The sequence below is a fragment of the Pseudomonas sp. P42 genome (assembly GCF_017973755.1).
Lineage (GTDB): Bacteria > Pseudomonadota > Gammaproteobacteria > Pseudomonadales > Pseudomonadaceae > Aquipseudomonas > Aquipseudomonas iridis.
In genome coordinates, this window is record NZ_JACOPU010000003.1 from 254,238 (window position 1) to 277,275 (window position 23,038).

Below are 23,038 nucleotides of genomic sequence, written 5' to 3' on the forward strand. Positions count from 1 at the left end.
CAAAGATTCGTATTAACGAAGGACTAAACCGGAAAAATCGGCGAAAAAGCGAAGTCTAGTCGATAAACCGCTGCTTTCTGCCGCCAACCTATACAGCCGCATCAGGCCTGAAAACCTGATAGGCGTGGTCGCCGGTAAAACGGATCAGTATCCTAGCACCTCCTCGCCCGCCGACGCTAAGACCAAGCGGGCAGCTCAACAGGTTAAAAAACGAATGAATGCTCTAGCCCGCCGCGCTGCAGGCCTGCTGTTCAGCACAGTCTGCCTGCCCCTTTCGGCCCTGGCGGCCGACCCGCAACCGACCCACGAATTCACCCTCGACAACGGCCTGAAGGTCGTCGTGCGCGAAGACCATCGCGCGCCGGTGGTGGTGTCGCAGGTCTGGTACAAGGTCGGCTCCAGCTACGAAACCCCGGGCCAGACCGGTCTGTCTCACGCGCTTGAGCACATGATGTTCAAGGGCAGCGAGAAAGTCGGCCCCGGCGAAGCCTCGCTGATCCTGCGCGACCTCGGTGCCGAAGAGAACGCGTTCACCAGCGATGACTTCACCGCTTATTACCAGGTGCTGGCGCGCGACCGTCTGGGCGTGGCCTTCGAACTGGAAGCCGATCGCATGGCCAACCTGCGCCTGCCGGCCGACGAGTTCGCCAAGGAAATCGAAGTCATCAAGGAAGAGCGCCGTCTGCGCACCGATGACAAGCCGATGTCCAAGGCTTACGAGCGTTACAAGGCGATGGCTTACCCGGCAAGCGGCTATCACACGCCGACAATCGGCTGGATGGCTGACCTTGACCGGATGAAGGTTGAAGAGCTGCGCCACTGGTATCAATCCTGGTACGTGCCGAACAACGCCACGTTGGTGGTCGTCGGCGACGTCACCCCGGACGAAGTCAAAACCCTCGCCCAACGCTACTTCGGCCCAATCGCCAAACGCGACGTACCGCCGGCGAAACAACCGCTGGAACTGGCCGAGCCCGGCGAGCGCAAGATCACCCTGCATGTGCAGACACAACTGCCTAGCCTGATGCTCGGCTTCAACGTGCCGAGCATCGCCACTGCCGAAGACAAACGTTCGGTTAACGCGCTGCGGTTGATTTCGGCGCTGCTCGATGGCGGTTACAGCGGGCGCATTCCGACCCAACTGGAGCGCGGTGAAGAGCTGGTGTCCGGCGGCTCGTCGAGCTACGACGCCTACACTCGCGGCGACAGCCTGTTCACCCTCTCGGCCACGCCCAACACGCAGAAGAAAAAGACCATGGCGCAAGCCGAGGCCGGTTTGTGGAAGCTGCTGGAAGAGTTGAAAACCACCGCGCCGTCCGCCGAAGAACTGGAGCGCGTGCGTGCGCAAGTGATTGCCGGCCTGGTCTACGAGCGTGACTCGATCACCAGCCAAGCCACGGCCATCGGTCAGCTTGAGACCGTCGGCCTGTCGTGGAAACTGATGGACACCGAACTGGCCGATCTGGAGAGCGTCACCCCGCAAGACATCCAGAACGCCGCCAAGCTGTATTTCACCCGCGAACGTCTCAGCGTCGCCCACGTACTGCCACTGGAGACGACTCATGAGTGAGCGCAAAACCCCACGCCTGTTGTTGCTTGGTCTGATCGCTGTCGCGGTGATCGGTGCCACTGCTTTCTATCTGTCGCCAGGCGCTGACAGCAAGGCGAGCGAAGCACTGGACAACGCCAAGTCCGCGCAGAAGCTGCAATCGCTGGCCGAACTCGACGGCAAGGCCCCGGCTAGCCGCAAACTCGACGTGCAAACCTGGAACACCGCCGAAGGCGCCAAGGTGCTGTTCGTCGAAGCCCACGAGCTGCCGATGTTCGACATGCGTCTGATCTTCGCCGCCGGCAGCAGTCAGGACGGCAACGCGCCGGGTCTGGCGGTGCTGACCAACGCGATGCTCAATGAAGGCGTGGCCGGCAAGGACGTCGGTGCTATTGCCCAAGGTTTCGAAGGCCTCGGCGCGGATTTCGGCAATGGTGCTTTCAAGGACATGGCGCTGGCTTCGCTGCGCAGTCTGAGCGCCGCTGACCAGCGCGAACCGGCATTGAGACTGTTCTCGGAAGTCGTCGGCAAACCGACTTTCCCTGCCGACTCGCTCGCGCGCATCAAGAATCAGATGCTCGCCGGATTCGAATACCAGAAACAGAACCCCGGCAAACTGGCCAGCCTGGAGCTGATGAAGCGCCTGTATGGCGATCACCCGTACGCACATTCGAGCGACGGCAACGAGCAGAGCGTACCGAAGATCACCCTCGCGCAACTGCGTGAATTCCACGCCAAAGCCTACGCTGCCGGCAACGTGGTGATCGCGCTGGTCGGTGACCTGTCCCGCGCTGACGCCGAGGCGATTGCCAATCAGGTGTCCGCGGCCCTGCCGAAAGGCCCGGCAATGGCGAAAATCGCCCAGCCACAGGAACCGCAAGCCAGCGTCGGTCACATCGAATTCCCATCGAAGCAGACCAACCTGATGATCGCGCAGTTGGGCATCGATCGTGATGACCCGGACTACGCGGCATTGTCGATGGGTAACCAGATACTCGGCGGCGGTGGTTTCGGCACCCGGCTGATGAGCGAAGTTCGCGAGAAACGCGGGCTGGCCTATGGCGTGTATTCCGGATTTAGCCCGATGCAGGTTCGCGGCCCGTTCCTGATCAACCTGCAGACCCGCGCTGAAATGAGCGAAGGCACTCTGAAACTGGTGCAGGATGTGCTCGCCGACTACCTGAAAACCGGCCCGACCCAGAAAGAACTCGACGACGCCAAACGCGAACTGGCCGGCAGCTTCCCGCTGTCCACTGCGAGCAACGCCGACATTGTTGGCCAACTCGGTGCCATGGGCTTCTATAATCTGCCGTTGAGCTATCTGGATGACTTTATGCGTCAGTCCCAGAGCCTGACCGTAGAACAGGTCCGCAACGCACTGAACAAACACTTGAGCACGGACAAAATGGTCATCGTCACCGCTGGCCCGACCGTGCCGCAAAAGCCGTTACCGGCCCCATCTGATAAACCTGCCGAGCAACCGCTCGGGGTTCCGGAGCATTAATGGCTACTCGTCCAAAAAAACCTGTTCACAACGTGCACAACGGCGTGAATCAACTGCGCATCATTGGTGGTGAATGGGGCAGCCGCAAGCTGAGCTTCCCCGATGCGCCGGGTCTGCGCCCAACGCCGGACCGCGTGCGTGAGACCCTGTTCAACTGGCTCGCGCCTTACGTTGAGGGGGCCAAGGTATTCGATCCGTTCGCCGGCAGCGGCGCGCTGTTTCTCGAAGCACTGTCCCGTGGCGCCGCCATGGGCCAGGCGCTGGACGCCAGCAATATCGCCGTTTCAAGCCTCAAGGAACACCTCGGCACCCTGCGCTGCACCAACGGTCAGGTACAAACGGCCGACGCCCTGCGCTATCTGGAAACGCAAACTGCCACCGCGTACGACCTGGTGTTCCTCGACCCACCGTTCAACCAGAACCTGCTGCCCACCGTGTGCACGCTGCTCGAAGAGCGCCAGTGGCTGGCCGATGACGCCTGGGTTTACACCGAAAGCGAAAGCGCCCCATCGACCCTCGGCCTGCCGCAAAACTGGCGTCTGCATCGCGAGCAGAAATCCGGTCGCGTGTATTACGCGTTGTGGCATCGCCTGGCAGAAACAATCGCTTGAACACGCTTGAGCAGGCAACTTGACTGCCCGAGTTTCCAACTCGGGTTTTAATTAAGTTGCAATAGTTCAGCAATAGCGAGAGCCCTCTGTTTCATCCATCTTGTGCAAGCGAAATTAGTCGCCTAAACATCATGGATGAAACTTGGATGAATACATCTACCCTCGAATACACCCCTAATCCGCTTCATGAATTCACGCTCGACAATGGCTTGAAAGTTGTAGTGCGAGAAGATCACCGAACACCTCAAGTTGCACTAACACTGACTTTCGCCAGCCGCGGTGACGAGCGCCCTGAAGAGTTCGGGACGGGCAACGTGCTACTGCGTGCACTGCGATATCTTAAAAACGATTACGAGGCCTTCATTACAGAAAGCGAAGGTACTCGGTTCCGTTACGGCGATTCCCCTGGCTCTGGCCAACTGACTGACTCGTTATTGGTACCGGTAGAACACTTGGAAAGCGCGCTCAAGCTCCAGTCGAAGCTGATGACAACCGATCTGCCGGACGAATCGCTGCAAAATGCTCTGAATATCACCAGAGACAGGAACAAGAAGGAATCCCTCTTCTTATCACCGATATGGTACAGCCCAGAAATCGAATGCCTGGCGTACGCAGGCAGCAGGCACTACAGATCCCATCAGGCGGTTTCGGCCAACCTTGAACGATTGTCTCCCGATCGCATACGTAACTTGCGGCGGAGTCGGCACTGCCCCGACAACGCACAGCTGGCAATCACTGGCGATATTGGAATTGAAGAAGCCCGGCGCTTGGTCGAACGCCACTTCGCAGATATCCCCCGAGGTGAGCCTTCGTTCAGATCTGCGGTGCAAGTTCCGGCAGCGCCCGGCTATCGCCGGATAACGCAGTATCTGGATACTCAACACCCCAAGTACGCCATGATGATCTTCATATTCAATACACCGCTGGCGTATGAACTGGAAGTATTAGGCTCCTTGCTTGAAGGCGATACCCTCCCACGTTTGGCCGCACTCCAGGAAAAGCGGAGTGGAGTTGTACCGAGGTTCATTGGAGACAATCAAGGCAATACAATTCTCGGCCTTGCTTTTTATATCCACGGCGACCCACAGGAAGCCGAAGAGAACTTCTGGAAGTTTCTGGATGAAGTGAAGCGTTCCCCTTTCTCTCCTGAAGAGATCGACTCCGCCGTCAACAAAGCCTGTTCGCTGCCTCAAGTCTGGAACAGCTCACTAGAGCACCAGGCAGAAGCGCTCTCCTATTTGTATGGATCAGGTCAGCCTTTGCAGTTGCTTGACGATAAAGTCGGGCTGTTGCGCAGCATCACCCCTGAGGACGTTCATGTTGCAGCCAACGCCTACCTCACCCGCGAAAATGTCACCGTCGTTTGTGCATTGCCGATCGGAACAAAACCGAAGTAACGCTTTAAACAGTCTGCGACTGTAGCGGTTCGGTTTTTTTAAACCGCTCACTAGCAGCGTCAAGCAATGCAGTGCCTGACGCTCAAGCAATAAATGAAACAGTGAAACGCCACCGGTCTGCTGATCGGTGGCGCCTGGTAACCGTAAGGGTGATGTCGCGTCGAAACAGGCTTTGTGGCAAGTTAGGTTCTTTCATTGAAAGCGTCAGCGCCTGATACGCCCGCCGCTTTGCGCAAGACCTGTCGAGAGTTGCCGTGCCGTCACTGAACCCAACATCAAGCCCCCGTTTTACGCCAGCCTTCGGCCTCGGCAACCCGCACTTGCAAACCTTGTGGGGACCGCTCTGGCGCAAAACCACCCACCTGGACCGCGAACGTGAACGCTTGTGGCTTGCAGACGGTGACTTCCTCGACCTCGACTGGCACGGCCCGCACAGCGCCGATGCGCCATTGGTGCTGGTGTTGCACGGCCTGACCGGTTCGTCCAATTCGCCTTATGTCGCCGGCCTGCAAAAAGTGCTGGGCGCTCAAGGCTGGGCCAGTGTCGCGCTCAACTGGCGTGGCTGTTCGGGCGAGCCGAATCTGTTGTCGCGCAGCTATCACTCCGGTGCCAGCGAAGACCTCGCCGAAGCCATTCGGCACCTGCGCGCCAAGCGACCACTGGCGCCGCTGTATGCCGTCGGCTATTCACTGGGGGGCAACGTGCTGCTCAAGCACTTGGGCGAAACCGGCAGCGCCAGCGGCGTAATCGGTGCCGTGGCGGTGTCGGTACCGTTTCGGCTCGACCAATGCGCCGACCGTATCGGACAAGGCTTTTCGAAGATCTATCAGGCGCATTTCATGCGCGAGATGGTCGGCTACATCAAGAACAAGCAACGGCAGTTTCAGCACGATGGCCGCGAAGACAGCCTGGCGGAGCTGGCCGCGCTCGGCTCACTGGAAAACATGCGCACATTCTGGGATTTCGATGGCCGGGTGACGGCGCCGCTGCACGGATTTACCGATGCGCACGATTACTACCGCCGTGCATCGAGCCGCTACTTTCTTGGCGAGATTCGTACGCCGACATTAATTATCCAGGCAGCGGACGATCCTTTCGTCTTCCCTCACAGCTTGCCGAGCGCTGAAGAGTTGTCTGCCTGCACGCAGTTCGAATTGCAGCCCAAGGGTGGCCACGTCGGTTTTGTCGATGGCACGCTTCGCCGACCGGATTACTACCTTGAACGGCGCATCCCGCAGTGGCTGGCGCGCCTTACGTCTTGATCGATCAAGGCAGTCGATCCCTTTCTGGCAAACCGCACCGCCGACGGTGATCTTTTGAGCTTATTCGCCGGTGGCAATGCCGCGCGAAGGCTCGTTGATCCACTCACTCCAGGACCCGGCATACAGCGAAGCCAATGGATACCCGGCCAGACACAGCGCAAACAGGTTGTGACACGCCGTCACGCCTGAGCCGCAATAGGCGACCAGTTCCGACGGCGAGCGCTCACCAAGCTTCGCGGCAAAGCGCTGTTTAAGCTGATCGGCCGGCAGGAATCGCCCATCACTGCCCAGGTTGTCGGTGAACGCCGCGCATTGCGCGCCGGGAATGTGCCCGGCGATCGGGTCGATCGGTTCCACTTCGCCCTTGAAACGCGGCAGGGCCCGCGCATCGATCAGGGTCAACGCGGGTTGACCGAGGCGTTGTTGTAATTGCTCGGCACTGAGCAGCAGGCTCATGTCCGGCTGACCACTGAAATGACCAGGCGAGAGAGTCGGCGCATCCAGACTCAGCGGCAGACCCGCCGCATGCCAGGCCTTGAGCCCGCCATCGAGAATGAACACGCCGTCGCGCTTGCCCAGCCACGCCAGCAACCACCAGGCACGCGCCGCGTAGGCACCGGGGCCGTCGTCATACAAAACCACGTCGCTGTCGGCATTGATGCCCCAGGCTTGCAGGCGCTCGACCAGCGCTGTCGGCTCGGGCAAAGGATGACGCCCGGTCACGCCTTTGACCACTTTGCCACTGAGGTCGCGCTCCAGATCGGCAAAGCCCGCCCCGGCAATGTGCCCCTCGGCATAACTGCGCTGACCGTAATCCGGGTCATCGAGGGCAAAACGACAATCGAGAATCACCAGCCCCGGCTGTTCCCTGCGGGCATCCAGTGCGTTGGGACTGATCAGTTGCGCAATCGGCATAACGGGCTCCTGTGAATTCAACGAAACGGTTTACTTCACGTCATCGAGGGCCTGGGCCAGCGGCACGTAAAACTCCTCGAACAGCGCATTGACCTCTTCACGTGCCTGCTCGGTGACAAACCCGGCCTCCAGTACCAGCACCTGATACACGCCACGCTTGATGGCTTGCTCGCTGAGGTGATTGGAGTTTTCCCGAGTAGTGCACAGAAAGCGCACCCAGGACGTCAGGATGATCCAGGCATTGAGGGTCAGGGATTCGATCTGCACGCGATCCATGTCGAGGATCCCGGCGGCAACAAAACCTTCGTAGATCGCCCCGCCCTGGATCAAGCAGCGCTGGGAAAAACGCCGATAGCGCGCGGCCAGCTCCGGGTCGCTGTCGAGCAGATGCTCGAGGTCGCGGTGCAGAAAGCGATATCGCCACATCGCCGAGAGCAGCTCCTTGAGATAGAAACGCTTGTCTTCGACGGTCGCGGCGCGCCCCTGCGGCGGGCGCAGGAAGCTGTCGACAAGGCTCTCGTACTCACTGAACAACACGGCGATGATCGCCTGCTTGTTGGGGAAGTGGTAGTAGAGGTTGCCCGGAGAAATCTCCATATGGGCGGCGATGTGATTGGTGCTGATGCTGCGCTCGCCCTGTTGATTGAACAGCTCGAGACTGTTCAGCACGATACGCTCGCTGGTTTTTATTCGTGGGGCCATGGGCTTGAGCTTTAATTCAGAGTGCGTTGAGGAGCATCTTACGACCTAACCGGAAATGGATAAAACACTGCTGTGCATGGAAGTCATTTGACTTTCTAGAGCATAGACTCTAAAAAGTGCCTCATTATAATAAATCCGGAGCCGACCATGACTGCCGATATTGCCTACCTGCAAACGCTACAAGAGCCACTGCAAGCACTTGATCGGCAGTTCAATGCGCAAAGGGCCGCGTACGCCGCCAACCCGATGCCACCTGCTGCCCAGCGTCAGCAATGGCTCAAGGCTCTGCGCGATTTGCTCAGCAACGAGCGTCAGGCCTTGATCGAGGCAATCAGTGCCGATTTCAGCCATCGCAGCGCCGATGAAACGCTGCTTGCCGAATTGATGCCGAGCCTGCATGGCATTCACTACGCCAGTCGCCATCTCAGAGGCTGGATGAAAGACTCGCGACGCAAGGTCGGCATGGCTTTCCAGCCAGCCTCGGCGAAAGTGGTTTACCAGCCGCTGGGCGTGATCGGCGTCATCGTGCCGTGGAATTACCCGCTGTATCTGGCCATCGGCCCACTGGTCGGCGCGTTGGCGGCGGGCAACCGGGTGATGCTCAAACTCAGTGAATCGACCCCGGCCACTGGCCTGTTGCTCAAGGAACTGCTGGCGCGGATCTTCCCCGAAGATCTGGTCTGTGTGGTGCTTGGCGAAGCTGACATCGGCGTGGCGTTTTCCCGTCTGCGCTTCGATCATCTGCTGTTCACCGGTGCCACCAGCATCGGTAAGCACGTCATGCGCGCCGCAGCAGAAAACCTCACGCCCGTGACGCTGGAACTGGGCGGCAAATCCCCCGCCATCGTCTCCCGTGATGTGCCGCTCAAGGATGCCGCCGAACGCATCGCCTTCGGTAAAACCCTCAACGCCGGGCAGACCTGCGTCGCCCCCGATTACGTGCTGGTGCCGGAAGATCGGGTCGGCGGCTTCGTCGAAGCCTATCGCCAGGCCGTGCAGGGTTTTTATCCGACCCTCACCGACAACCCGGACTACACCGCGATCATCAACGAACGCCAATTGGCCCGACTCAACAGTTACGTCAGTGATGCCACCAGCAAGGGCGCACTGCTGATTCCGCTGTTCGATCAGGGTCAGGGCCGGCGCATGCCGCACAGTGTGTTGTTGAATGTCAGCGACGAAATGACGGTGATGCAGGATGAAATCTTCGGCCCGCTGTTGCCGATCGTGCCGTATCGAGATCTGGAGCAGGCATTCGCTTACATCAATCAGCGGCCTCGACCTCTGGCTCTTTACTATTTTGGCTACGACAAACGCGAACAGAACCGCGTGCTGCACGAAACCCATTCCGGCGGCGTGTGCCTGAACGACACGTTGCTGCATGTGGCGCAGGACGACATGCCCTTCGGCGGCATCGGCGCGTCGGGGATGGGCCATTACCATGGTCACGAAGGGTTCCTGACCTTCAGCAAAGCCAAAGGGGTGCTGATTAAACAGCGCTTCAATGCGGCCCGACTGATTTACCCGCCTTATGGAAAATCGATTCAGAAGCTGATCCAGAAGCTGTTCATCCGCTAAACATTCGTCATCGCCGCCGGGTAATAAAAACAATGCACCCAATCCTGACCGATACACCTGCACTGTCGCGCCGTGGCCTGCTGAAATTCAGCCTCGGCGCCACGGCATTTCTCGCCACCGCCGGACTCGGCGCTAGCCTCAGCGGCTGCTCGTCGAGCGTCGCGGCCAATGGCTTCGTCTCGTTACGCGACGGCGACCTGCTGTTTCTGCGCGCACTGATTCCGGTGATGCTCGATGGCGCCGCGGCTCCAGAGAAAATGCCGGACGCGGTGGCTGGCACTCTCAAGTCGCTGGATTACAGCCTCGATCACCTGTCGCCGGAAATGCTCAAACTCACTCGACAGTTGTTCGACGTGCTGGGCATGACCGTGACGCGCGGGCCGCTCACCGGGATCTGGGGCAGCTGGGAAAACGCCAGTCCCGACGCAATGCGCAGCTTTCTTGATCGCTGGGAAAACAGCTCGTTGAGTCTGCTGCGCATGGGCCACAGCTCTTTGCAGCAGATGGTGCTGATGGCCTGGTACAACCGCGGCGAATCCTGGGCGCACTGCGGTTATCCCGGCCCGCCCACGGTCTGAACATCACGCGAGACCTGTGGGAGCGGGCTTGCCCGCGATAGCGTCAGTCGCCGCACAGTCGAATCAAAAAATAATAAAGAGAGCCTGATCGATGCCCGTACCCGACCCCTTCCGCGAAGGCCTCGCCCGAGGCTGGAAAACCTACAATGGCGCGCAACTGGCCGATGATCTGACCCTTGAGGCCGATGTCGCGATCATCGGCAGCGGTGCCGGTGGCGGTACCACCGCAGAAATCCTCAGCGCCGCCGGCTATAAAGTGCTGCTGATCGAAGAAGGCCCGCTGAAAACCAGCTCCGACTTCAAAATGCTCGAAGACAAGGCCTACAGCAGCCTCTATCAGGAAGGCATCGGCCGCATGAGCAAGGACGGCGCGATCACCATCCTGCAGGGCCGCGCGGTCGGCGGCACGACGCTGATCAACTGGACATCGAGCTTCCGCACGCCAGAGCCAACCCTCGAACACTGGGCCACCGAGCACAACGTCAAGGGCCACAGCCCTGCCGACATGGCGCCATGGTTCGAAAAAATGGAGCAGCGCCTCGGCGTCGCGCCGTGGATGGTTCCACCGAACCCCAACAACGACGTCATCCGCAAAGGCTGCGAGCAACTCGGCTATAGCTGGCACGTGATTCCGCGCAATGTGCGCGGCTGCTGGAACCTCGGCTACTGCGGTATGGGCTGCCCGACCAACGCCAAGCAATCGATGATGGTCACGACCATTCCGGCCACCCTGGAAAAGGGCGGCGAACTGCTGTACCTCGCCCGCGCGGAAAAGCTGCTGATCAAAGGCGACAAAGTGACCAGCCTGCATTGCGTGGCCATGGATGAGCGCTGCGTCGAGCCGACCGGACGCAAAATCACCGTCAAGGCGCGGCATTACATATTGGCCGGCGGTGGTATCAACAGTCCGGCCCTGCTGCTGCGCTCCGACGCACCGGATCCGCATCAGCGAGTGGGCAAACGCACGTTTCTGCACTTGGTGAACATGTCCGCCGGACGCTTCGACGAGGTGATCAACCCTTTTTACGGTGCGCCGCAATCGATCTACTCCGACCACTTCCAATGGAAGAACGGTGTCACCGGGCCGATAGGCTACAAACTGGAAGTGCCGCCACTGCACCCGGCGCTGGCGGCCACGCTGCTGGGCGGATTTGGTCAGGAGAGCGCGCAGCACATGGCCGATCTCCCACACACCCACGCGATGCTGGCGTTATTGCGCGACGGTTTTCACCCGGACAGCCCGGGCGGCAATGTCGAGTTGCGCGGCGACGGCTCGCCGGTGCTCGACTATCAGGTTTCGCCTTACGCCTGGGAAGGCTTGCGCCGCGCGTTCCACAACATGGCCGAGATCCAGTTCGCCGGTGGCGCCAAAGCGGTGATGCCAATGCACGCCGACGCGCGTTACGTGAAGACGCTGGCCGAGGCGCGCAGCCTGATCGATGGTTTAAGCCTTGAGTTGTATCGCACACGGCTGGGCAGCGCCCACGTCATGGGCGGCTGCGCGATGGGTGAAGATCCGAAAACCGCGGTCACCGATAGCCTTGGCCGCCATCATCAACTGAGCAATCTGTCGATTCATGACGGCTCGCTATTCCCCACCAGCATTGGCGCCAACCCGCAATTGTCGGTGTACGGCCTGACTGCACAATTGGCCACTTCCCTCGTCGATCGGCTGAAAAATCCGTGAAAAAGCAGGATATTCCGATCGTCTATAGTGCTTTCTTACCCAACAGGCGACTTGGCCGACCGGGACGGCTGCGATACCATCCGACTCCCCAACGGACTCCCGCCAGGACGACGCGATGAACCGAGTGTTGTACCCAGGTACCTTCGACCCTATTACCAAGGGCCATGGCGATCTGGTCGAACGCGCCTCGCGCCTGTTCGATCACGTGATCATTGCGGTCGCCGCCAGCCCCAAGAAGAACCCGCTGTTCCCGCTGGAACAACGAGTAGAACTGGCTCGTGAGGTCACCAAACACCTGCCGAACGTGGAAGTGGTCGGTTTCGCGACGCTGCTGGCGCACTTCGCCAAAGAGCAGAACGCCAATGTCTTCCTGCGTGGTTTGCGCGCAGTGTCGGACTTCGAATACGAGTTCCAGCTGGCCAACATGAACCGCCAGTTGGCGCCGGATGTGGAGAGCCTGTTTCTTACCCCGTCCGAGCGTTATTCGTTCATTTCCTCGACGCTGGTGCGGGAAATCGCCGCGCTGGGTGGCGATATCAGCAAGTTCGTTCACCCGGCCGTGGCCGATGCCCTGACCTTGCGCTTCAAGAAGTAACGACCGTTCAAACGGCGCCCGCGTGCACTGCGGGCGCCAATGCGGCACAATTGCGCGCATTGGTTTATAGCGCCCGGGCCTACCGCCCCGGCTGGAGTTAGCATGTCCCTGATCATCACCGACGATTGCATCAACTGCGACGTCTGCGAACCCGAGTGCCCGAACGCCGCCATTTCCCAAGGCGAAGAGATCTACGTGATCGACCCGAATCTGTGCACCCAGTGCGTCGGCCACTACGACGAACCGCAGTGCCAGCAGGTCTGCCCGGTGGATTGCATTCCATTGGACGAAGCGCATCCGGAGACTGAAGAACAGTTGATGGAGAAGTACCGCAAGATCACCGGCAAGGCCTGAGTTCTTCAGCGCCGCTGGCGACGCCATCGCGGGCAAGCCCGCTCCCACAGGGTTCTGTGGTGGGACAAAAATTGTGTGAACACCAAAACCTTGTGGGAGCGGGCTTGCCCGCGATGAGCCCATCGGCAACACCGCAAAACCCGGATCAGCTCACTCGCGCTGCTCAAAACCCTCCCCGACACACCCCAGACACCGCACAAACGCTGCCCTCGCCGGATCAACCACCAGCGCCTGCCCTGCCTCGCCAATTCCGCCACCCAGCGCGGTAAACGGCAACGACACCACAAACGCCCCCGCACCGATCACCGTCGCCACCACCAGCAAAGGTCGGGCGATCAGCAAGTCGCCAAGCATGGCGTAGGCCGGTGGGTTCTGGATGGTGTAACGCGGATCACCGCTGCCGGTTTCCGTGGCCTGGACAGCCAGACTGGAACACAGCAGCAGTGCGGCACAGAGGACTTGCAGGGATTTCATGGCACGATCCTTCGGGCTAGGCAGTGAGACAACTCACTATAGACCGTAGGATGCTTTCGAACGGTTTGCCTCAGCTCTGACAGCGCGGGCAGAAAACACTGGCGCGCTGGCCAAGCTTCACTTCGCGCAGCCCGGTGCCGCAGACCTTGCAGTGTTCACCACCACGGCCATAGACAAACAGCTCCTGCTGGAAATATCCCGGTTGCCCGTCGCCGCCGATAAAATCACGCAACGTGGTGCCGCCACGCTCGATGGCGGCGGCAAGGATGCGCTTGATCTCGATCGCCAGTTTCAGATAACGCGTCCGGGAAATGCCCCCGGCCTCGCGACGTGGATCAATCCCGGCAGCGAACAGCGCTTCGGTCGCATAGATATTGCCGACCCCGACCACCACCGCGTTGTCCATGATGAACGGCTTGACCGCCATGGAGCGTCCCCGCGACAGCTTAAACAACCGCTCACCGTCAAAAAGATCGGTCAACGGCTCCGGCCCGAGGCGAATCAGCAATTCGTGATTGAGTGGGTCGGTACTCCAAAGCATTGCGCCGAAACGCCGCGGATCGGTGTAGCGCAGGGCCAAACCGGATTCCAGCTCGATATCGACATGCTCATGCTTGAGCGCCGGCAACCCGACCTCGACCAGGCGCAAATTACCCGACATGCCCAGATGGCTGATCAACGTGCCGACTTCTGCATTGATCAGCAGATACTTGGCCCGCCGCTCGACCAGCACGATGCGCTGGCCCGACAGGCGCACATCGAGGTCTTCGGGGATCGGCCAGCGCAGACGGCGGTCGCGCACGATCACACGGCTGACGCGCTGGCCTTCCAGATGCGGAGCAATGCCCCGGCGGGTGGTTTCGACTTCCGGCAATTCAGGCATGGCGTCCTCGAATCAATGCGCGCCGAGGTCGCGGATCGTTTGTTTTAGGGATTCGAAGTCGTATTCCGACAGGCCGACATAATCAAGCACCAACGGGCCGACCGCGTTCCATTCGAAATCTTCGGTCTGGTTGCCCAGTACCCGATAGGACGCGCAGATGTGCTCGGCCATCTTGAGGATCGCCAGCAGGTTCTTCAGTTGACTGTTGCGGGACGACTCGTCGCTGAAAATCGCCAGCGCATTGTGGTGGTTGGCGATCGCTGCACTCACGTGTTCCGGCAGGCGCCAGGACTTGGCCGTGTAGTAGCCGACCACGGCGTGGTTGGTGTTGAACGCGTTGTTTTCGGTGTCCACCACCCGGCATTCGGCACTGGCCTGGGCGTAGGCTTTTTCCAGAATCGACATGTAATTGGGGAAGCGCTGCAACATCAACGGCACCCCGCAATCGTGGAACAGGCCCAAGGCGTAGGCTTCGTCGCCGGCCTGAGTGCCGATGCGCTTGGCCAGCGTCAGGCACGTCATCGCCACGTCCTGGGCGGTATCCCAGAAACGGTTGAGCGTGACGATGGTGTCATCGTTCATCTCGCCCTTGATCGACTGCGCGTTGATCAGGTTGATGATCGAACGACTGCCCAACAGGTTCACCGCGCGCTGGATCGAAGTGATCTTGTTGCTCAAGCCGTAATACGGCGAGTTGACGATTTTCAGCAGCGAGCCGGAGAGGCCAGGATCCTGGGCGATCAGTTTGGCGATCACCTCCAGGTCCGGGTCAGGCATGTACTGCTCCATTTGCAGATCCACCATGATCTGCGGCTGCGCGGGCACGCTGATGCCTTGCAGGGATTGTTGGATCTGTTCGGCGGTCAGCTCTTGGGACATAAGTACACACTCTGGGACAGGCGGCGATTCTACCCTCTAAAAACCGCAGGACGACACACCAGTGGGCAATTGTCAGGAACTTTCATTCAAGCGCCGGCTTCGGATTCATTAATGCCCAGCGGATCATTTCGGTCCCATGAGGCGGTAAATTCCCACAGACTCAGGAGCTTATCGATGGCTACTCAACTCAACGGCAAGCGCGTCGCTTTTTTGGTAACTGATGGTTTCGAACAGGTTGAATTGACAGGTCCCAAGCAAGCGCTCGAACAGGCCGGCGCTCAGGTCGACATTCTTTCGGCCGAAGAAGGCACGGTCAAAGGCTGGAACCATGACAAACCGGCGGATGACTTCAAGGTCGACCGGACCTTCCAGGCCGCCAGCAGCGAGCAATATGACGCGATCGTATTACCCGGTGGCGTACAGAATTCGGACACCATCCGCATCGACCAGGATGCCCAGCACCTGGTCAAGACGGGCACCTCGGCCGGTAAACCGATCGCGGTGATTTGCCATGGCGGCTGGCTGTTGATTTCGGCGGGGCTGGTGAATGGCAAAACCATGACCAGCTACAAGACGCTAAAGGATGATCTGGTGAATGCCGGCGCCAACTGGGTCGATCAGGAAGTGGTCAAAGACGGCCACTTGATCAGCAGCCGGCAGCCGGATGATATTCCGGCGTTCAGTCGTGAGTTGATCGGCGCACTGTCGGCGTAGCATTCCTTAACGCTTGCGCGAGCGATCTCGCTCCCACAGGGGATTTGTGATCACCACAAGCCCGATGTGAGAGCAAGTCTGCTCGCGAAGGCGTCACCAGCGTTTCATCGCACGCCAAACCCGGCACAAGTCTCAACACGCTATACTCCCGCTCTTTTTTCCGGAGCGACGTCATGTCCCTGCCTAGCTTGCGCCTCAAAGCCAACGCCGACCGTCGCCTGCGCGCCGGTCACCTGTGGGTCTACAGCAACGAAATCGATGTAGCCGCCACGCCACTGCACGACTTCAATGCCGGCGATCAGGCGATCCTCGAAGCTGCCGGTGGCAAGCCGCTGGGCATCGTGGCGATGAGCCCGAACAACCTGATCTGTGCACGCCTGCTGTCGCGCGACACCAAGGTGATGCTGGACAAATCCCTGCTGGTGCATCGCCTCAACGTAGCGCTGTCGCTGCGTGATCGCCTGTTCGACAAGCCGTTCTATCGTCTGGTGTACGGTGATTCCGACCTGCTGCCGGGTCTGGTCGTTGACCGTTTCGGCGACATCCTCGTGGTCCAGATCGCCTCGGCGACCATGGAAGCGCATAAAGATGACGTGATCGCCGCACTGACCCAAGTGCTCAAGCCAAGCGGCATTCTGTTCAAGAACGATTCCGCTGCGCGTGACGCCGAAGGCCTCAACCGCTACGTCGAAACCGTATTCGGTCTGGTACCGGAATGGGTCGCACTGGAAGAGAACGGCGTGAAGTTCGAAGCGCCGGTCATTCAGGGTCAGAAAACCGGTTGGTTCTATGACCACCGCATGAATCGCGCACGCCTGGCGCCGTATGCCAAAGGCAAGCGTGTACTCGACCTCTATAGCTACATCGGTGGCTGGGGCGTGCAGGCTGCCGCATTCGGCGCCAGCGAAGTATTCTGCGTCGATGCCTCGGCCTTCGCCCTTGATGGGGTCGAGCGCAACGCTGCATTGAACGGCTTCGCCGACAAGATGACCTGCATCGAAGGTGATGTCTTCGAAGCCTTGAAAGAGCTGAAGGCAAGCGAAGAACGCTTCGACGTGATCGTGGCCGACCCGCCAGCGTTCATCAAACGCAAGAAAGACATGAAGAACGGCGAAGGTGCCTACCGCCGTCTGAACGAGCAAGCCATGCGCCTGCTCAACAAGGACGGCATTCTCGTCAGCGCTTCGTGCTCGATGCACCTGCCGGAAGACGATCTGCAAAACATTCTGCTGACCAGCGCCCGCCACCTGGACCGCAACATCCAGTTGCTGGAGCGCGGTGGTCAGGGCCCGGATCACCCGGTCCACCCGGCGATCGCCGAAACCCGCTACATCAAGAGCATCACCTGCCGCCTGCTGCCTAACAGCTGATCAATGCGGATGACGGGGAGCCACCAGGCTCCCCGTTTGCTTTACGCCTGAATCTGACGGCCAATCAACCTACTTTTACCTTCGTTATTGCGACTTCCTACACTTGCGTCCGACTGACGTGCAGGACGTTTCCTTACGCCTTTTAATTATTGAAACTTACCCTACAAAGCCCATCTCTTTCTAAAGATCGCTCCGACAAAATTACTGGAATATTCCTACTTAATATCCACTTGCCAATAATCCATTACAAACTATTATGAAGTTGTCGCCACGAGGTGACTTCGCTTATCAATGAACAAGGAGTTCACATCATGAAAAACATTTCTCTGGAAACCAACAAAATCGCAAACCTGGCTTTTCTGGTTGCGCCTAAAGTCCGTTAAATAAGTCTGGACGCTGCGGAGTGCCGGCCCCTCGGCGTCCTTTCGATTTTTTCCAGAGTGAATGAACCCCATGTACATCAACCCTTATTTGTTTATATTGCCGCGCTCGCCCGGACAAATAATCTGGAACTACAAAGATCACATTCAACATGAACTCGACCTGAACTATGCGTCACGCCTTACCCAACTAATAAATGACCCCGACTTATTCGACACACACAACATCATAGACACACAATTATTAAACACGGGCATTCTAACCGTTTCAAAACCAGACAACCCGCACTGGGGTTGGGATGAACTATCGAAGATTTTTCATATCGGCACGCAAAACATTCCCTGCGAACATACCCCACAGAATATTCAAGAGTGGTCCAGGCAATACCTGACGCACTGCAACGAAGTGCTGGCCACCCCGCCGCCCGCAAAAAGCCGTCCGCAGCACGAGGCTGCACAGCGCATCGCCTTGCCCGCCCCTGGCGAATTGAGCGACGACAGCCTGGCTAACGCGCTGTTCCAGCGAAAAACCTGTCGCTCCTTTACCGGTGCAGCGATGACGCTCGATAACGTCAGCACCTTGCTTTACCTGACTCTCGGTTACCTGCGCGAGCGCGAAACTGTTACGGACGACAGCATCGCCGAAGGACTGGGCGCACGCCGCAGCAGTCCCTCCGGCGGTGGCCTGAACGCATGCGAAGGTTTTCTGCTGGTGCAGAACGTCGACGACGTTGCTCCCGGCATTTATGCCTATCACCCCGACGAACACTCCATCAGTCGAGTCAATCCATTGCCGTCATCGGCACTGGGCCATTTGCTCGGCGGTCAGCATTTCATCAACAACCTGCCGCTGGGATTGTTCATCACGGCGCGATTCGATCGACTTTGGTGGAAGTATGGGCACTCCCGCGCCTATCGCATGGCGTTCGTGGAGGCCGGTCACCTCTCACAAACCTTTCAACTGGTTGCCACAGCACTTGGCCTGAACACCTGGTTGACCGGCGCGTTTGCCGACGAGCAAGTCGAAACACACCTCGAACTTGGGGGAAGCGCCGAACAGCCATTGTTCTTTGTCGGCTGCGGGGAAAGCGACGGACAGGCGATGTGCCAGGAACTGCGCGAACTGCTGCGCGAGGCCCAGGTATGACTCTCCTCAGTGCCGATCCGAGCGAAGCGCCAACCTCCTGGGCGCTAAAATTCACCTTGGGGGACTGGGACAACCGAGCCTCCGTCCGCACCAGCACTCATGACTATCAGTTGCCAGACGATGTGCAGCAACAACTGGAAAGTCGTTACTGGTTTCCACCGGACTTCCTGCCCTACCTGTCGCATCCCGCCATTCAAGCAGCAGGGCGTGATGTGCTGCATCGGCTGACGGCCAATCATCTGGTGCACTTTCTCGACTACACCACCCTGCTGGAACACCGCATCGTCAATCGCGCGGTAGAAGTCATCATCCACCGGGAACTGCCGATTCATGTGTCTCAAGCCATGAAGCATGCAGCGCTGCAGCTCTATACCGACGAGGGCTATCACGCGCTGTTTTCGAATCGTCTCGCCGATCAGATCGCCGGGTTCTACGGGATCATCGGGCGTCCGGCGATGCCAAAGCGGATTGCGCGCATGAACGCCCTGATCGCCCGCACTTCGGAGAAAAACCGCCCACTGGCATGGTTTCTCCTCGGCTTCGTCTCGGAAACCATCATTGCCCGGGAGCTGCTGGAGGTGTGTCGCAACAGTCTGGTGTCCAGCGTGAACGATATGCTGCGCGATCACCTGGCCGACGAAGCCCGCCACAGCCGCTACTTCGCCGAAGTGTTCCATTACCTGTGGCTGGCCTTGAACAATCGCCAGCGAACCTTCGCCTCCAGATCGCTGTTGGAGATCATCGGGATGTTCTTCGAAGCCGACGAGCGCTGGTTGCAACAGAGCCTGCGTGGAGCAGGCATCACCGACAGCGCCGTGACCGACATCATCGCCAGCGTAACGGCGCCGCAAGCCACTCGACGGCGCGCACGCTCAGGTGCCACCGCGACAGTGGACGCACTGAAAAGAGCCGGTTTTTTTGCGTGGCCCACCAACCAGCAACGCTTCGCCAAGGCAGGATTGATCGATGGATAAGGGGCAGTCAGTGGTAAACGCCAGACAACGCCGTGGCGCGGTCAGCCTGTTGCTGGCGATGGTGCTGCTCGGCGTGTTCCCTCTGGATGTTCTGCTGCCTTCATTTCCGGCACTGGCTGCACACTTTCGCAACACGCCGACAGACATTGCGCTGTCGATCAGTCTGTTCGCCGTGGGAATCGCGTTTGCTCAGGTTTCGATCGGGCCACTGTCCGACGTGATCGGGCGCAAGGGCTTGCTGCTCGCAGGCATGATCGTATCGATACTCGGCGCGCTTGGTTGCGTGATGACCAGCGACTACTCGCTGTTTCTGATGTTTCGAGTAGTGCAGGCCGTGGGCTGCGGGTGTTTTGTGCTGTCACAGGCGCTGGTGCAGGATTTGTTCGAGGGTAAAGAACGTGATCGTCTGCGCATCCTGATGGTCACGGCGAGCGGGGTCTTTATTTCGGTGTCGCCGCTGGCCGGCACCTTTCTGCAAGCCACTCTCGGCTGGCGCGGCAGTTTCTGGGTCTTCATTGCGCTGGCGGCCGTGGTATTCATCAAAGCCTGGCTGCTTCTGGACAACAGTCGTCCGGCCAGCAACGGCGAACGCCTGGGTTTCATTCAGTCCTACCGACGGGTGCTGGGAAGTTTCGAGTTCGTCGGCTATTGGCTGATATCAGCGTTCGCCTTTGCCTGCCACTTCTCGTTCATCGTGATCTCGCCGCTGATTTTCATGGATCAGTTGCAACTGACGCCGTACGACTTTGCGCTGATCCTGCTGATTTACGGTGCCGCCTACATTGTCGGGGGCATCATCGCTTCGGTGTTGAATCGACGCATCACGCCCGGCCGACAAATCATTATCGGGCTGAGTCTGATCCTGCTGTCGGGCCTGCTGACGCTGTATCTGGCGGCCCATCATGCGCTGACCCCGATTGCGGTGCTGATCCCGATGCTGATGTGTACCGCTGGCACGACCATCTCCCGGCCAGCCGCCACTTCTCGAGCCATGAGTCTGTTTCCCGACAACGCCGGTACCTCGGCCTCGGCCGGCAGCACCATCATCTTCATTTGCGCAGGATTGATCAGCGCGCTGATAAGCCTCAGTCCTGCCAATCTGCAATCCACGCTGGGCTACAGTTTCGTGCTGCTCAGTTGCGTGGCGCTGGCATTGAACGGTGGTATCAGCCGTCGAGCAAGAAACACTCAGACCGACGTGATCGTGCAGCCGGGGAGCGATTAATCCTGCCGGTCGTCACGCAACAGGCACCGTCGGCACGGCAACAACACTTTGCGCCATTCCCTCCAGACGCCAGCGGTGTAGAATCGCTTCATTCATCGCCATTCATCCCCCGGCGGGTTTATGAGCTCAGGCTGAGGCAAGCGGCGATCCCGCAAAGTCATCGGCAACTTCCGGACACACGGCCATTTCTGAGTGTTCCAGACGTCAATAGAAGCTCTCTCCCCTTTTGATACCTGATTAGCCGCCCGGAGTGCTCCATGCCTGATTACCGTTCGAAAACATCCACCCACGGCCGCAACATGGCCGGCGCCCGCGCACTGTGGCGCGCCACCGGGATGAAAGATGACGACTTCAAAAAGCCGATCATCGCCATTGCCAACTCGTTCACCCAGTTTGTACCGGGCCATGTGCACCTGAAGGATCTGGGCCAGCTGGTCGCCCGTGAAATCGAACGCGCCGGTGGCGTGGCCAAGGAATTCAACACCATCGCCGTGGATGACGGCATCGCCATGGGCCACGACGGCATGCTCTATTCGCTGCCGAGCCGCGAAATCATCGCCGACTCCGTCGAGTACATGGTCAACGCCCACTGCGCCGATGCCATTGTCTGCATCTCCAACTGCGACAAGATCACCCCGGGCATGTTGATGGCTGCGTTGCGCCTGAACATTCCGGTGATCTTCGTTTCCGGCGGGCCGATGGAAGCCGGCAAGACCAAACTTGCGTCCCACGGCCTCGACCTCGTCGATGCCATGGTCATCGCCGCCGACGCCAGCGCTTCTGACGAGAAAGTCGCTGAATACGAGCGCAGCGCCTGCCCTACCTGCGGCTCGTGCTCCGGCATGTTCACCGCCAACTCGATGAACTGCCTGACCGAAGCCCTCGGTCTTGCACTGCCGGGGAACGGTTCGACCCTCGCCACCCACAGCGACCGCGAACAACTGTTCCTGCAGGCCGGCCGCACCATCGTCGAGCTGTGCAAGCGCTACTACACAGAGGACGACGAGTCGGTGTTGCCGCGTAACATCGCCAATTTCAAGGCGTTCGAAAACGCGATGATGCTCGACATCGCCATGGGCGGTTCGACCAACACCATCCTGCATTTGCTGGCTGCTGCCCAGGAAGCCGAGATAGATTTCGACCTGCGCGACATCGACCGTCTTTCCCGCGTTGTGCCGCAGCTGTGCAAGGTCGCGCCGAACATCCAGAAGTACCACATGGAAGATGTGCACCGTGCCGGCGGCATCTTCAGCATCCTCGGTTCGCTGGCCCGTGGCGGCCTGCTGCACACCGACCTGCCGACCGTGCACAGCCGCAGCATGGAAGAAGCCATCGCCAAGTGGGACATCACCCAGACTGACGATGAAGCCGTGCATCACTTCTTCAAGGCGGGCCCGGCGGGCATCCCGACCCAGACTGCATTCAGCCAGTCGACGCGTTGGGAAAGCCTCGATGACGACCGTGAAAACGGCTGCATCCGCAGCTTCGAGCACGCCTATTCGAAAGAAGGTGGGCTGGCCGTGCTCTACGGCAACATCGCGCTCGATGGCTGCGTGGTGAAAACCGCTGGCGTCGACGAGTCGATCCACGTGTTCGAAGGCAACGCGAAGATCTTCGAAAGCCAGGACAGCGCCGTACGCGGCATCCTCGCCGACGAAGTGAAAGAAGGCGACATCGTCATCATTCGCTACGAAGGCCCGAAAGGTGGCCCGGGCATGCAGGAAATGCTCTACCCGACCTCGTACCTGAAATCCAAAGGCCTGGGCAAAGCTTGCGCCCTGCTTACCGACGGCCGTTTCTCCGGCGGTACCTCGGGGCTGTCCATCGGCCACGCTTCGCCAGAAGCCGCGGCCGGCGGTGCGATCGGTCTGGTGCAGGATGGCGACAAGGTGCTGATCGACATTCCAAATCGCTCGATCAACCTGTTGGTCAGCGACGAAGAACTGGCCGCACGCCGGGTCGAGCAGGACAAGAAAGGCTGGAAACCGGTGGAAATCCGTCCACGCAAAGTCACCACCGCCCTGAAGGCCTACGCCCTGCTGGCGACCAGTGCCGACAAGGGTGCTGTGCGTAACAAGGCGATGCTCGACGGGCTGTAAGCCTCGATAGCAAAAACAAAAATGCCCCGCCAAGGTGCGGGGCATTTTTTTGTCTGGCCGATTCAGTCGGCGACCATGATGGTCTCATCGCTGGCAAGCAAGTCCCCACAGGTTTCGGGCTAGAACACAACTTCTGCGAACACCACAGGCCCTGTGGGAGC

At 59.4% G+C, this 23,038-nt stretch carries 21 protein-coding genes; 16 read left to right on the top strand and 5 right to left on the bottom strand.

The genetic code is table 11. From position 1 onward, the window contains the following. The first annotated feature begins 214 nt into the window (after positions 1-214). The 5 genes from H8B20_RS10545 (at position 215) to H8B20_RS10565 (ending at position 6,323) form a co-directional block, all read left to right on the top strand. A complete protein-coding gene (locus H8B20_RS10545) occupies positions 215-1,570 on the top strand; it encodes a M16 family metallopeptidase (protein ID WP_210623098.1) in 1,356 nt (451 codons plus the stop codon). Continuing rightward, on the top strand, positions 1,563-3,053 hold the full coding sequence (locus H8B20_RS10550; RefSeq protein ID WP_210623099.1) for a M16 family metallopeptidase: 1,491 nt from the start codon (positions 1,563-1,565) through the stop codon (positions 3,051-3,053). The genes H8B20_RS10545 and H8B20_RS10550 overlap by 8 nt, the downstream gene beginning before the upstream one ends. Next, entirely contained in the window at positions 3,053-3,664 is a 612-nt protein-coding gene (gene rsmD / locus H8B20_RS10555; RefSeq protein WP_042561563.1) for a 16S rRNA (guanine(966)-N(2))-methyltransferase RsmD, read from the top strand. Before H8B20_RS10550 ends, rsmD begins: the two co-directional genes overlap by 1 nt. Positions 3,665-3,810: 146 nt before the next feature. Next, the gene (locus H8B20_RS10560; protein ID WP_210623100.1) at positions 3,811-5,061 is read left to right on the top strand and encodes a M16 family metallopeptidase; all 1,251 of its coding nucleotides are present in this window, start codon (positions 3,811-3,813) and stop codon (positions 5,059-5,061) included. 263 nt (positions 5,062-5,324) lie between these two features. Further along, positions 5,325-6,323, top strand: coding sequence for a hydrolase (locus H8B20_RS10565; protein ID WP_210623347.1), 999 nt, complete (start codon positions 5,325-5,327; stop codon positions 6,321-6,323). A 60-nt stretch (positions 6,324-6,383) separates the two neighbouring features. Here the strand turns inward: H8B20_RS10565 and H8B20_RS10570 are convergent, their stop codons facing one another. Together H8B20_RS10570 and H8B20_RS10575 are read right to left on the bottom strand one after the other, a co-directional pair. Further along, positions 6,384-7,238: a sulfurtransferase gene (locus tag H8B20_RS10570; protein ID WP_210623101.1), complete on the bottom strand. Its 855-nt coding sequence runs from the start codon at positions 7,236-7,238 to the stop codon at positions 6,384-6,386. Positions 7,239-7,268: 30 nt separating this feature from the next. Continuing rightward, on the bottom strand, positions 7,269-7,940 hold the full coding sequence (locus H8B20_RS10575; RefSeq protein ID WP_042561566.1) for a TetR/AcrR family transcriptional regulator: 672 nt from the start codon (positions 7,938-7,940) through the stop codon (positions 7,269-7,271). Between the two features lie 147 nt (positions 7,941-8,087). Here H8B20_RS10575 and H8B20_RS10580 point away from each other — a divergent pair, with 147 nt between their 5' ends. From H8B20_RS10580 to H8B20_RS10600, 5 genes are all read left to right on the top strand, one after another. Continuing rightward, complete coding sequence (locus H8B20_RS10580) at positions 8,088-9,518, top strand: coniferyl aldehyde dehydrogenase (RefSeq protein WP_042561567.1); 1,431 nt, start codon at positions 8,088-8,090, stop codon at positions 9,516-9,518. 32 nt (positions 9,519-9,550) lie between these two features. Beyond that, on the top strand, positions 9,551-10,096 hold the full coding sequence (locus H8B20_RS10585; protein ID WP_210623102.1) for a twin-arginine translocation pathway signal protein: 546 nt from the start codon (positions 9,551-9,553) through the stop codon (positions 10,094-10,096). 91 nt (positions 10,097-10,187) lie between these two features. Next, positions 10,188-11,783, top strand: coding sequence for a GMC family oxidoreductase (locus tag H8B20_RS10590; protein WP_210623103.1), 1,596 nt, complete (start codon positions 10,188-10,190; stop codon positions 11,781-11,783). Between the two features lie 115 nt (positions 11,784-11,898). Further along, positions 11,899-12,378, top strand: coding sequence for a pantetheine-phosphate adenylyltransferase (gene coaD / locus H8B20_RS10595; protein ID WP_150593581.1), 480 nt, complete (start codon positions 11,899-11,901; stop codon positions 12,376-12,378). A gap of 102 nt (positions 12,379-12,480) precedes the next feature. Then, positions 12,481-12,732, top strand: a complete 252-nt coding sequence (locus H8B20_RS10600; protein ID WP_003195146.1) for a YfhL family 4Fe-4S dicluster ferredoxin — start codon at positions 12,481-12,483, stop codon at positions 12,730-12,732. 150 nt (positions 12,733-12,882) lie between these two features. Here the strand turns inward: H8B20_RS10600 and H8B20_RS10605 are convergent, their stop codons facing one another. The 3 genes from H8B20_RS10605 to H8B20_RS10615 form a co-directional block, all read right to left on the bottom strand. After that, a complete protein-coding gene (locus H8B20_RS10605; RefSeq protein ID WP_123469595.1) occupies positions 12,883-13,206 on the bottom strand; it encodes a multidrug transporter in 324 nt (107 codons plus the stop codon). Between the two features lie 70 nt (positions 13,207-13,276). Further along, positions 13,277-14,089: a bifunctional DNA-formamidopyrimidine glycosylase/DNA-(apurinic or apyrimidinic site) lyase gene (mutM, locus tag H8B20_RS10610; protein ID WP_047303975.1), complete on the bottom strand. Its 813-nt coding sequence runs from the start codon at positions 14,087-14,089 to the stop codon at positions 13,277-13,279. Between the two features lie 12 nt (positions 14,090-14,101). After that, the gene (locus tag H8B20_RS10615) at positions 14,102-14,914 is read right to left on the bottom strand and encodes an HDOD domain-containing protein (protein ID WP_181818492.1); all 813 of its coding nucleotides are present in this window, start codon (positions 14,912-14,914) and stop codon (positions 14,102-14,104) included. A 228-nt stretch (positions 14,915-15,142) separates the two neighbouring features. Here H8B20_RS10615 and H8B20_RS10620 point away from each other — a divergent pair, with 228 nt between their 5' ends. From H8B20_RS10620 to ilvD, 6 genes are all read left to right on the top strand, one after another. Continuing rightward, positions 15,143-15,682 (top strand): type 1 glutamine amidotransferase domain-containing protein, encoded by a 540-nt coding sequence (locus tag H8B20_RS10620; RefSeq protein ID WP_042561573.1) that lies wholly within the window; start codon positions 15,143-15,145, stop codon positions 15,680-15,682. A 173-nt stretch (positions 15,683-15,855) separates the two neighbouring features. Beyond that, entirely contained in the window at positions 15,856-17,052 is a 1,197-nt protein-coding gene (locus tag H8B20_RS10625) for a class I SAM-dependent rRNA methyltransferase (RefSeq protein WP_210623104.1), read from the top strand. Positions 17,053-17,505: 453 nt separating this feature from the next. Beyond that, on the top strand, positions 17,506-18,579 hold the full coding sequence (locus H8B20_RS10630; protein ID WP_210623105.1) for a SagB family peptide dehydrogenase: 1,074 nt from the start codon (positions 17,506-17,508) through the stop codon (positions 18,577-18,579). After that, the gene (locus tag H8B20_RS10635; RefSeq protein WP_210623106.1) at positions 18,576-19,553 is read left to right on the top strand and encodes a diiron oxygenase; all 978 of its coding nucleotides are present in this window, start codon (positions 18,576-18,578) and stop codon (positions 19,551-19,553) included. The genes H8B20_RS10630 and H8B20_RS10635 overlap by 4 nt, the downstream gene beginning before the upstream one ends. Continuing rightward, positions 19,546-20,778 (top strand): MFS transporter, encoded by a 1,233-nt coding sequence (locus tag H8B20_RS10640; RefSeq protein ID WP_210623107.1) that lies wholly within the window; start codon positions 19,546-19,548, stop codon positions 20,776-20,778. The genes H8B20_RS10635 and H8B20_RS10640 overlap by 8 nt, the downstream gene beginning before the upstream one ends. 257 nt (positions 20,779-21,035) lie before the next feature. Next, the gene (ilvD, locus tag H8B20_RS10645) at positions 21,036-22,877 is read left to right on the top strand and encodes a dihydroxy-acid dehydratase (protein WP_150597586.1); all 1,842 of its coding nucleotides are present in this window, start codon (positions 21,036-21,038) and stop codon (positions 22,875-22,877) included. Positions 22,878-23,038 lie beyond the last annotated feature (161 nt).